General features: G+C 37.4%; 12 protein-coding genes and 1 pseudogene. 2 read left to right on the forward strand and 11 right to left on the reverse strand.

Annotation, left to right across the window (positions count from 1 at the left end):
- Positions 1-605 precede the first annotated feature (605 nt).
- The 6 genes from phnX to DVW83_RS03705 all read right to left on the reverse strand — a co-directional run bounded on the left by phnX (position 606) and on the right by DVW83_RS03705 (position 5,857).
- On the reverse strand, positions 606-1,427 hold the full coding sequence (gene phnX / locus DVW83_RS03685; RefSeq protein WP_137239044.1) for a phosphonoacetaldehyde hydrolase: 822 nt from the start codon (positions 1,425-1,427) through the stop codon (positions 606-608).
- The gene (gene phnW / locus DVW83_RS03690) at positions 1,417-2,511 is read right to left on the reverse strand and encodes a 2-aminoethylphosphonate--pyruvate transaminase (protein WP_137239046.1); all 1,095 of its coding nucleotides are present in this window, start codon (positions 2,509-2,511) and stop codon (positions 1,417-1,419) included. Before phnW ends, phnX begins: the two co-directional genes overlap by 11 nt.
- 10 nt (positions 2,512-2,521) lie before the next feature.
- Entirely contained in the window at positions 2,522-2,896 is a 375-nt protein-coding gene (locus tag DVW83_RS15385) for a hypothetical protein (RefSeq protein ID WP_224784416.1), read from the reverse strand.
- Between the two features lie 102 nt (positions 2,897-2,998).
- A complete protein-coding gene (locus DVW83_RS15390) occupies positions 2,999-3,496 on the reverse strand; it encodes a hypothetical protein (RefSeq protein ID WP_224784415.1) in 498 nt (165 codons plus the stop codon).
- Complete coding sequence (locus tag DVW83_RS03700; RefSeq protein WP_224784421.1) at positions 3,420-5,069, reverse strand: ABC transporter permease subunit; 1,650 nt, start codon at positions 5,067-5,069, stop codon at positions 3,420-3,422. The genes DVW83_RS15390 and DVW83_RS03700 overlap by 77 nt, the downstream gene beginning before the upstream one ends.
- Before the next feature lie 23 nt (positions 5,070-5,092).
- Complete coding sequence (locus DVW83_RS03705; protein WP_137239048.1) at positions 5,093-5,857, reverse strand: ABC transporter ATP-binding protein; 765 nt, start codon at positions 5,855-5,857, stop codon at positions 5,093-5,095.
- A 334-nt stretch (positions 5,858-6,191) separates the two neighbouring features.
- Between DVW83_RS03705 and DVW83_RS03710 the strand changes: the two genes are divergently transcribed.
- Complete coding sequence (locus tag DVW83_RS03710) at positions 6,192-6,629, forward strand: MarR family winged helix-turn-helix transcriptional regulator (protein ID WP_104661300.1); 438 nt, start codon at positions 6,192-6,194, stop codon at positions 6,627-6,629.
- A gap of 219 nt (positions 6,630-6,848) precedes the next feature.
- On the forward strand, positions 6,849-7,325 hold the full coding sequence (locus DVW83_RS15395; protein WP_238699345.1) for an ABC transporter transmembrane domain-containing protein: 477 nt from the start codon (positions 6,849-6,851) through the stop codon (positions 7,323-7,325).
- Here the strand turns inward: DVW83_RS15395 and DVW83_RS15185 are convergent.
- The 5 genes and pseudogenes from DVW83_RS15185 to DVW83_RS16070 form a co-directional block, all read right to left on the reverse strand.
- Positions 7,242-7,678 (reverse strand): annotated as a pseudogene (locus DVW83_RS15185) (transposase zinc-binding domain-containing protein); the annotation flags it as partial. The gene DVW83_RS15395 and the pseudogene DVW83_RS15185 sit on opposite strands and share 84 nt — an antisense overlap.
- Positions 7,679-8,431: 753 nt before the next feature.
- A complete protein-coding gene (locus DVW83_RS03725; RefSeq protein WP_137239050.1) occupies positions 8,432-8,863 on the reverse strand; it encodes a hypothetical protein in 432 nt (143 codons plus the stop codon).
- Positions 8,864-8,965: 102 nt separating this feature from the next.
- A complete protein-coding gene (locus DVW83_RS03730; RefSeq protein ID WP_104661298.1) occupies positions 8,966-9,448 on the reverse strand; it encodes a hypothetical protein in 483 nt (160 codons plus the stop codon).
- Positions 9,449-9,679: 231 nt separating this feature from the next.
- Entirely contained in the window at positions 9,680-9,832 is a 153-nt protein-coding gene (locus DVW83_RS15050; RefSeq protein ID WP_161569449.1) for a hypothetical protein, read from the reverse strand.
- A gap of 103 nt (positions 9,833-9,935) precedes the next feature.
- Positions 9,936-10,310, reverse strand: a complete 375-nt coding sequence (locus DVW83_RS16070; protein WP_104661297.1) for a LytR/AlgR family response regulator transcription factor — start codon at positions 10,308-10,310, stop codon at positions 9,936-9,938.
- Positions 10,311-10,650: the final 340 nt, after the last annotated feature.

Here is a 10,650-nt window from a genome sequence, read left to right on the forward strand (position 1 = left end):
TGCAGGCATTTTCTCAAGTAAACTCTACACTTACTGGCAATACAGTTTGGTGGAACAACAATGTTAAATAATAGAAATTTCGCCTGAATACAGTCTACAAAAATGATTCTACTAGAATTTCCCGTACGTAATGCAAAAAAAGAACAATTTTTCAACTACTGATAATCATATTCTTTCACCGTCATTCATCCTTTTTCTCCGCTATTTTATCTCATTTGGCGGAGAAAAAATTTAGATGAGTGTAGTTTGCTCGTTTTCGTGTTGTCTGATCAAGACCTTTTCTATTGGGGTTCTATAGCACTAACAAAAAGTATCCACTATGATAATTTCTACAACAAAAAAGCTTCACAAACATTCGCATTCGTTTTAGTACTCTACTTTACTTACTATGTGTAGCACAAATCACCTTCAAATAGCATTGTCACAAATTGTGGCTTTAAAAATACCGGTTTCTTTTTATACTCACTACAAGAACGAATGATTTTATGAGGTTGGGACAGAAGTGTTTAACTCCGAGAAATAAGAAGGAGTTGCTTCTGCTCCCACCGTTTATTCGTTTTTAGAGAATGAGACAAAAGTGTTTCTTACTTTTGTCCTACGCTCCATTAATTTACCTGACTCTTTTCTTTTTTTGTTTGCAGATTCTGGAGCGTTGAATGTTCCTGTAAAAGCTCTGCCAATTCCAAGAGATTTTTGATGCAAAGATCTGCCCCATGTTGGTAAAATATTTCAGCCGCTTGCTGATTCAACTGTTCCATTTCTTCCTTAGAATACTGTTTGTATTCCTCCAACGATAGCCCCATAACGGAACTGCCTTCTGTAACAGCAATGCTTAATACCCCCGCATTTTTTCCTTCTTGAATGTCAGAGATTGTATCTCCTACCTTAATTACCTCTGCCATTGAACGGTTTTGAAAAAAACGCATATTCTCAAAAATCATAAAGGGATACGGGCGTCCCAATGAATCTACATCATCCGGTGTAACAACGTAATCTGGATGATACCCTTCTACTCTAGCCGTTTCAAAAACAACCTCCATCATTTCCTTGGTATAGCCCGTTGTAGAGCCGATATTATAGCCTAATTGTTTGATCTTTCTCATCGCTTGCTTCGTTTCTGGCTTTAAATGACTGTTTTCCGCAAGATCTGCAAACAGATAGGTTTCAAAATCTTGATAGATACTAAGAACATCATTTTCATCAGAAGGACGGCCGTAAAGCGCCAACCATTCTCTTTTTACTTGATCAAGCGAAAGCAGCTGCTTGATATGATCTATTTTAAGCATCCCCATTGGTTTTCGAATCTCTTGGTTTGTGAGCTCGATGTTCTTATTACTAAAGGCTTTTTTGAAGGCTTGGACTGGAGCCATACAGCCGAAGTCAACAGTGGTCCCTGCCCAGTCTAAAATAATCGTATTAACTGACATGTGCTACCTCCGAATAGTTTTCAATGACCTTAACCAACCGATCAATATCTTCTGGATAGATCTCCCCAATATTTCCAATTCGAAAACAATCAACACTGCTTATTTTTCCAGGATAGATGACAAAACCGTTTTGTTTTAAATGCTGATAAAAATGCTGGAAATCAAACGCTCGCTGCGTTGGATAAAGAAAAGATGTGATAAAAGGACCTTGATACTGCGTGATGAATGGCTGATAGCCTAATTCTCCCATTTTTTGCCGCAGTAAACGGTTATTCGTCAAATACCGCATGTAGCGTTGGTATATCCCACCTTCCTTATCTAATTCTTTCAGCGCTTGATAGAAGGCCAAAACAGTATGAGTCGGCGAGGTAAAACGCCACTTGCCATCCTTTTCCATCGTTTCATATTGATCGTACAGATCTAAAGACACTGTTCGAGCAAAATCTTTCCGTTGTTCAAGCTGCTCCCGTTTGGCTAAAACAAACGAAAAGCCAGGAACACCTTGAATGCATTTATTTGAACTTGAAATGAGAAAATCGATTGACAGTGCAGAGACATCCATAGGAATCCCGCCAAAACTAGACATCGCATCAACAATAAACAGTACACTATGATCTTTAGCCAGTGCTGCTATTTCCTCTAACTCGTTCAGAATGCCAGAAGTCGTCTCGCTGTGAACCATGGCGATCGCTGATATCGTGCGATCACCAGTCAGGATTTTTTCTATATCTGAAGCTTTGGGAATCTCATCCTCTGCCACTTCATAAACACTGTACATTAGATTGTAACGCTCGCACATACCGACTATTCGACGGCCATAAGCGCCATTTACACAGACCAGCACATGATCTTTTGGTCCGATCATCGAACCCATGACTGATTCTACACCAAATGACCCGCTGCCTTGCATCAAAATAGTGGTGTATTCTTCTGAGGTGACACCCGCTAGATCCAACAGCTTTTGTCGGATTTCTTGTGTGATTCCTTTATATTCTTGGTCCCATGTACAATGATCCACCATCATCGCTTGTTTGACTGATTTACTCGTCGTCAGCGGTCCAGGGGTTAATAATTTATATTCCATGTTACACTCCTTAATCGACTAATTTTTGATGCTTCTCTAATAATTCTGCAGTCAATTCTTTCGGGAAAACTTTTTGATCTTTGGCTACTTGTCCCGAATTGACCGTTTCTCCTTTGTATAGAGCACTAGGATAAATCTCCAGCAAGTCTTTCCGTCCTTTTTCTAAAATCAGATCCAGCATTTTTTGTGCTTCTGGATTGGTTTGTTTCCCCTTATCGATCACCGCCAGTGATTCGGTTAAGGCATAGGTTCCCTCTGATGGCTCAACGAAATCAATTGGCAATCCGTCCTGTTTATCCTTGACTGCCTGATGTCGTAATCCGAAGCCGATCGCAACTTCTCCTAAACGAACCTTTTTCAATGGGCCTGAGCCAGAACTTTCCAAATGGTCTCCCGCATTTTTATAGATACCTTGTAGGATTGTTTTTGCTTCATTCTCACCATAATTATCAACTAAGGCTTGGAATAGCAACCAAGCGGTAGAAGATTATTTGATGTCTGAAATCGATAAGGCATCCTTGTATTTCGGATCCGCTAGCTCTTTCAAACTCTTCGGAATCGGCAGCTTCATTTCCTTCATCACATCCGTATTGTAAAAAATCGTTCCTTCTTGGACGGTAAAGGGTGCGGTGTAGTCTGGAATCTTCGTTAATGAATCAACTGGTAATTTTAGTTCCTTGAACATCTCCTCTTTTTTCTGAGCACTATTTAAATAGAAGGTACTCATCGTCACTAAGTCGGCTTCAATATTTTTTCCTTCTGCTAAAAGCTTGCCACCCAGCTCTGATGTGCCAAAAGATTGCAGTGTATACTTTCCTTTGTAGCCGTTCTTATCTAAAACATTCTTAATGACCTCTACCGGCTCTTCATCGGCATTCGTATAAATCGTGACCTTTTCGTTCGCAGCATTACTTTTGTTGCAGCCGCTTAATAATAGAAGGAAAAGCAGACTTCCAAGTAAAGCGAGTAGTTTCTTTTTGTTCATTCATCATTCCCCTTTTTATAAGTTGTGTAAGTCCTTGCATGGCTAAATTGATTACTAATAAAAACAACGAAAGCATAAAAATATCGTTAAACCGGCCAAAATGCTGGAGCTCTTTTAATTTGGCAGTAATAACCATTGTATTAGCACTTGTTAAAAAAATTACGGCACTAATCGTCACCATTGAGTTGAAAAAGTAATAGGCAAAGATATCAACGATCGTCACCTTTGAATTAGGGATCAAGATCCGCCAAACGGTTTTCAGCCAGCTGTCGCCCATTAACTTGGCGGTATTTTCCCAATTCAAATTCATCTTTTGCAGCGCTTCTTTTGCCATCTGATAGGGTGTCGAGAAGTAATGAACAATCGTTACGATGACTAAAACGATTAACGTGTTATGCAGCTGACTGCCGCTGAATAATAATAAGTAAGCAACTCCCAAAACCATTCCCGGAATCGAGTTGGTGATTGTAGCGATACTATCGATCAATTGATTGAGCTTATAAAGCTTATGCTCTCTAGAGGTTAGGATTGCCGCTAGATAGGCAATTATCGTTCCAATTCCTGCAGTCAATAACGCCATCATCAGCGAGTTTTTCAACGTTAAAATAAAGCTATCATCTTGCATAAAGCGGGCAAAATTATTCAGCGTTGGACGCAAATCATAAGGCCAATTACTCACCATCGGAATAATGATCAAGACAGCAAAGACACCTAGTATGAACAGTGACAAACTAAGAAAGAGTAGTCGGAAGCACCAATCTCTCACTGCATTCTTTTTGATTACTGCCTGACGCGGTCGTTCATAGCGCACTACCTTCTTCTGTAAATGATTCAGAACCAAGATACTGATGATCGATGGCAGCAGCATCGTCAGGGCAACCAAGGAGCCAAACTGAAAGTTCGGAATTGTTCCCATAAAGCCTTCATATAATAATGTCGTGATGAAGGGTGTCTGGCCGCCAACCGCACTTGGAATCCCAAAATCAGTAAACGACATGAAGAAGCCTTGCAGAAAGGCGACTGCCAACACACGAGTCAAAGGATTCAGAATCGTCTTATATAGCGATCGATACCAGCTATCCCCCATCAAACGAGACACAACAAATAATTGTGTATCCAAATATTTCATCGAGTTATTGATCAAAATAAAAATTGGCGGCAATGTATAGATGACAAAGCCTAATAAAATACCGATGGAGCCATAGATATGGAACAGTTCCTGTTGAAAAACCTTGCTCCATAAGCCTTGTTTACCAAAGGCATAAATAAGGACAAAGCCATAAGTAATGGTTGGTAAAAGCATCGGAAAATGCAGAATACTCTCATTCACCTTTAAAAATCTCTGATTGATCCGAGTAAAATTATTTCCGTAAGCTAAGAAAAAACCTAAAACTGTTGAACAGCTTGTCGCCACTAAAGAATATTTCAAACTATTGCCAAACGATACCTGCCAATCCTGATTGAAAATCTGGATACTACTTCCTCCCGAACTGGGAAAAGCGGTCAGCACGATCTGAACAATCGGATAAGCCAAGAATAGAAAGAAAAAAGCAAGTACGCACCAGCTAATCATTTTTTTCAATGAAAAGGCGGCTCTCATGATACCACCATTTTCATCGATTGTTGAAATATTTGCTGAATATTCTGTTGCTTGATCGCCAATTGGTTGACGATGAACTCTTCGACAAAATGACAGGACGCTTTACTCATGATTTCGACCGGCGAACTGCATTGAGCGATTTTTCCTTCATCGAGAACAACGATTTTATCAGACATCGTCAACGCTTCTTCTGGATCATGAATGACGATGACGATAGTCAAGTGAAGCTTCCGCGCAATTTCTTGGATTTTCACTTTGATTGATTCCTTGATTACCCCATCTAAAGCACTTAACGGCTCATCTAACAAAAGCAGCTGTGGCTTCATCACTAGCGTGCGCCCCAGTGCGACCCGCTGCTTCTGCCCGCCAGACAATTGATGGATCGGTTTCTCCAAGTGGTTTTCCAAATTCAATAATTGGATCAGTTCATCAACCTCTGCTTTGGTCGAACACTCTTTTTTATTGCGTAGCCCGTAGGTCAGATTTTGATAAGCTGTTAAATTAGGAAACAAGGCATAATCTTGGAATACAATATTGAAGGGCCGTTTTTCCATCAATGTGTGCGTAATATTTATCCCGTCAGAGAAAATTTCTCCCCCGCTTGGCTCTTCTAACCCTAAAATCAAATTTAATAAAGTGGTCTTTCCTGAACCTGATTGTCCAAGAATAGAAACAATCTCGCCAGATTCAATTTCTAAGTTAATATTTTCCAGTACTGTCGTCTCTTGAAATGTTTTCGAAATGTTTTCGAGTTTTAACAAATGTATCTCTCCTTTATTCGCATTTACGAATTAATTTTTCAAACTGGATACCGTCAGCGAAAACACACAAGTACAGCGATATCCTCTGACAAAAGTATACCGATGCAGTGTAAAGACACCGTCAAGTTCACGCAAAGATAAAAAAAGATTGTTATGGTTGTGTAAAAAAGGTAAATTTTTGCACATGAAAGCTGAAAAATAAACTGTCTAACTCCTGCTGACAGACTAATTAAGCCTTTTGACCCATATTCGTTGCACCCGCAACATTTTTATTTTATACTGTTATATACTTGTTCAATCGAGAACTTATTAACTACCAAGGAGGAACATTCGGGTGGATTCTTTTGTCAAAATGATCAATCGCATCGCACGACTTTCTGCTTTATACCGAGAAAAAGAGTTTAAAAAATTAGGTTTAGGGGAAATGCACCATGCTTATATCTTAAGTATTTGTGCCGAACCGGGAATTTCACAGGAAGAGCTGGCCTGTAAAATTTTTATCAATAAAAGTAATGTCGCTCGACAATTGGCGCAGCTGGAGATGAAAGGTTTCATTACTCGTCAAAGTGATAAAAAAGACGCTCGGCGGTTGCAGATCTTTCCAACAGAAAAATCGTTAGCTATCGAAGCTGAAGTACGATCGATCTTAGCCAAATGGAACCAAAAGTTGTTAGCAGAGATTCCAAGCGAACAGCAAGAGGTCTTATTGTCTGATTTGCAGACGATTATGGAGAAGGCTGAAACAGAGATGTGTAAAAAGGAGCAAAAATGAAATTAATTCTAAACTACTAAAGCCTTATCGTTTCCGAGTAACGCTAGGTGTAATCATTAAATTTTTAGGAACCATGATGGAATTGATTCTGCCCTGGACTTTAGCCTATATTTTAGATCAGGTCATTCCGCAAAAAGACCCCAAGAAAATTCTTCTCTGGAGCGGTGTCATTTTGCGGCTTCTGCCTTTGCTTTGTGGGCAAATATTGTCGCCAATCGGATGGTCTCACGGGTCGCAAAAGATACGACGGAACATATTCGTGGAGACCTGTTCCACAAGATTACTTATCTAGACACGACGCAAATTGAAGATGTCTGCATCTCCTCATTAGTTTCACGTATAATATCTGACACCTACAATATCCATCTGACCCTTGGTGTCATGCTGCGGATGGGGATTCGCGCACCAATTCTTTTAGTTGGGGGGATTTTGATCACCACTACTTTAGATCCGATTTTGACATTGGTGCTAGTCGCAGTGATGCAGATCATCTTTGTGATGGTGACACATATTTCGAAAAAAGGAGTGCCGCTCTTTGGCAAGCTGCAAAAGCAAGTCGATCAGCTTGTTTTGACCGTACGGGAAAATGTGACTGGCTCGCGGGTAATCAAGGGTATGAAATCCAGCTACGACGCCTGCTTTCACGTGATGCTTCTCAAAAAAATCCAACAGAATTCGGGCTGCTTCATCCATTAAGCCTTTCAATAGTACTTCTCCATCATAAAAATAGGACGCAAGCCTTCAGCAATCGTAAAAACAGCGTGTCTGTGTGCAACCATAAACAGATCATTCGCCGTGATCTCCGCCCACCGCTGACTTTCTCCTGTTGCACATGTTGGGAAAAACTTTCCTTTACATCGAAAGACCAGCTTTTTTACTGCATGGCAGCCTTCGCAAACCAACAGGCGGGAACTCTTTTCAGGATTTCCACACTCTCTAAACTTCTTTACTTCTTTTTTTACGACCGTTCGAATTCTTCTCCCGTTCGTTTGAAGGAACTTCGTCCAATTGTCAAACTTATCAAAGAAAATGGCATGTAAAGCTGTCATGATTGGACTGACAGGGATAAGTCCTAAAATTGGAAGAGGATATCTATAACAGGTAAAATAGTTATGCTGTGGGGTAAATCCTAAATAGCGGATAAAATCCTTTACTTGTTGATTAATCTCGCTGTCTGTAAGCATCATTTTTTTCAATCCACATTACGATATTAAGAATTAGAAGGACTTCCACTTAGGAAGCCCTTCTTGTTTATATCATTTTTTTAATTTTTCCAGCAAGAAATCACATTAATTGCAATACTAGCTACGACATTAAATTTTGCAAAACCAGAGGTGGGTAGTGCAACACTAGTGATATTCCAAAAAAATAGAATATAATTTTTTAGAATATGAGAAAAATTTTTTACATACAATGGTGTTAGAATTAATATTTATCCCCATATTCAAAAGGAAATACTCCGTTTAGCATTAATAGAAATTATCCAATTTTTTTATCGATACCTATGACTAACCCGCATTCTGTTGTCTGAGATGGTATATTGATTACGTTAAATCGATCCTCTACCATTTGATTTTTTCCATGCTAGAAAGCTCATTGATGAAGACTCATTGCCAAGTAAATCGGTTAATTTGTCAAATTTTCTTTATGATTTTTTTGAGTTACTAAAAATATCTTATGGAACAATAAAAAAGAGAATTGTACTTTTATTTAATATTCAGAAATGACATTCTGTCTGTAATTTCAAGAAATGTAGTTTTCTCATTACAATTTCAACATACAATCAGCTATATATCTGCAAGTCACATATCTAATAGACCAAAGAATTTTTTTTCACGCAAAAAGTAGTAATTAAAGCTGGAGTAACTAGATTCTCCTAAAGAAAAAACATCATCAGCATCAATATAAAAATAGTACTTTCTATTAAATGCCTTGAAACTAATACAATGAAAACTCGTTAAAGGTAACTCGCGAGCCTGAAATTCATAAATATCCTTGTGAGAGATTCTCTTTGGGATATCTACTCCGTATTTTTTTAGTATGATTTCGCTATGAGTGAAAATCAGCAAATATTGTTTAGAGATAAAAAATTCATACACCGCACTCCCGTTTGCATAAGTAAAAATTGCAGGGTTAGACCCTTTTGAGACTTCAATATAGTTATGGTTCGGAACTATATTAAGACTACTAATAAATTTTTCATATTCGATTTTCTCTTCATACTTAGAAATCATCACTTAATGCTCCTTCATATTGACATTTAATAGCTATTCCAATGCACAACTGACTAACACCATTTTTTATTGTACTTGTCCTCTAAATTAGCTAAATAATAACTAAACGATATAACCCGTTCCATTAGTTCCTAGTTCAAAAAAGTTATTCTGAATGAGTAAACCGATATTTCGGTTATTATTAAGAATATTATTTTCAAAAGTAAAATTACTATTAGGAATGAAAAAAATATGATTCCTTTTTTCTTCAATCTTTAGCCAGTATCCAGAAATAGAACTAGCGAGATATTCCTCTTCAACTATAATACAAGAAATTTCTTCAGCCTTTATTTTACTACTTTCTCTAGAAGCGACCTTTTCTGATGTTCTCATGACAGTTATTCCATTTCCTAACTTTATCAAATACAGTCCTTTTTCTGTGAAAGTAAGTAGATATATCCTTTCAAACAACGAGGTCGCCAGAGCACCTAAAGCCAAATATTTGAAGCATTTTTTTGGGTACTTAATTGCAATACAAGAAATATGATTCTCAGAAATATCTAACTCATCGATTAAATTTTTATACAGCCTAAATTCTTTTTCCAACCTCAGAGGGCCCCTTTTTCAATCATTTAGCTAATTAAAGTAATTATACAAGAAAATGGGCATCCCTCCAATACGGAATACCCATTAAAGAAAATAATACAAATTCCCCAAACAATCTAACGATTCTAATCTATAGGCAACTAACAGCATTAATCGCTGCTGAAGCTGCTATGGTTACCCAGTTTAGTCTTGCAAAATCTGCAGGTTTTAGATACTGGGCTGCCACTTGTTTCAATAAACTAATAGCAGTGGAATAATTGTGACTTTTAATAAGTTGTAAAACAGAACCGTCCAACCATAAATTATTCTTGCTTTTTCGTAATCAGAATAATTTTGCTTAGCTAGACTTTGTTCATAGACCCATACTGCCAATTTTTCTTCCACTATTACGCCCTCCATGTGAATATTTTTACATGAAGAATGTATCTGTAGTTGATTTTTGCCTAAGAGGTTGAAATTCGTGCCTAAACGTAAAAAAACAGCCATCTTAATGATGACTGTCTAACTGGCTTAGTAAGTTTTTTTGAAAGCGATGATATATATAGCAAGTCTCACCATTCACAAATGTTACTATCCGTTCTTTTGTATTAACACTCCTGACGTTCTTGATGTTTACAACGAATGACTTATGACTTGTAATAAATGTAGGATGCATTTTAACTACATCGGACAGCTTTCCATAAATTTCAAATTGTCGATTCTTTAGGTGAACTTCAACTCGGTGTGACTTGTGTGAACTTTCGAAAAACAGAATCTTACTTATTGGAATTCTTTCTATTTGATTACCAATCTTTAAAATAATCGTATCTTCTTTTGAAATATTACTGATTAGAGAATTGTGAAACTTTATATACCTTAGTATACCTAGTTGCCTCTTCTAAATTTGCAGAACTTAAAATACTTTAAAAGCATGACCTACACCACTCTATTAAAGAAAGTAGTTTCGCTATATTGTGTTAAATTTTATCTACTTATTATCAGTATTTGTAACCAAATTAAATTATACATCAGAGAACATCCAGATAAAGAAACTAAAAATGTAACTATAGACTGAATTTTAAATTTAATAAGATTATTTAAATAGTACTACATAATCAAAAAATTACTGAACGCATCCAGAAAAAAAGTCAAGTCCATAATCCTGTGTAAAATACTATACAATGTTTTACCGGTCTCTCATTGATCAAACTTAATATATTTTC

It is taken from the genome of Enterococcus sp. VV15 (assembly GCF_005236045.1).
Classification (GTDB): domain Bacteria; phylum Bacillota; class Bacilli; order Lactobacillales; family Enterococcaceae; genus Enterococcus_B; species Enterococcus_B durans.